1 protein-coding gene is annotated in these 292 nt (G+C 39.7%); it reads right to left on the reverse strand.

Annotation, left to right across the window (positions count from 1 at the left end; translation table 11 throughout):
- Positions 1-60: 60 nt before the first annotated feature.
- Positions 61-292 (reverse strand): sensor histidine kinase (locus tag PZE06_RS28575; protein WP_275792481.1); only part of this gene is annotated, 232 nt, incomplete at its 5' end.

Here is a 292-nt window from a genome sequence, read left to right on the forward strand (position 1 = left end):
CGAGAAAGAAGTTAGCACATTTCTTTCTCGTAATCAACGATTAAAATCTCTGCCATTGTTTCACTCCTTGATCGGAAGAATTAGCTTAAATGTACTACCTTGATTCTGCTTACTTGTTACTTTGATCGTTCCACCATGGGCTTCAGCAATACCAAGGCTAACTGATAAGCCGAGACCTATTCCTTGTGCTCCTGTTTTTGTCGTAAAAAAGGGATTAAAAATCTCAAGGATAGATTGCTCCTCTATGCCGGAGCCATTATCAGTTACAGCAAGGATAACTTTGCCATGTTCT

The sequence above is a fragment of the Robertmurraya sp. DFI.2.37 genome (assembly GCF_029211245.1).
GTDB classification, from domain to species: Bacteria; Bacillota; Bacilli; order Bacillales; family Cytobacillaceae; genus Robertmurraya; species Robertmurraya methanolica_A.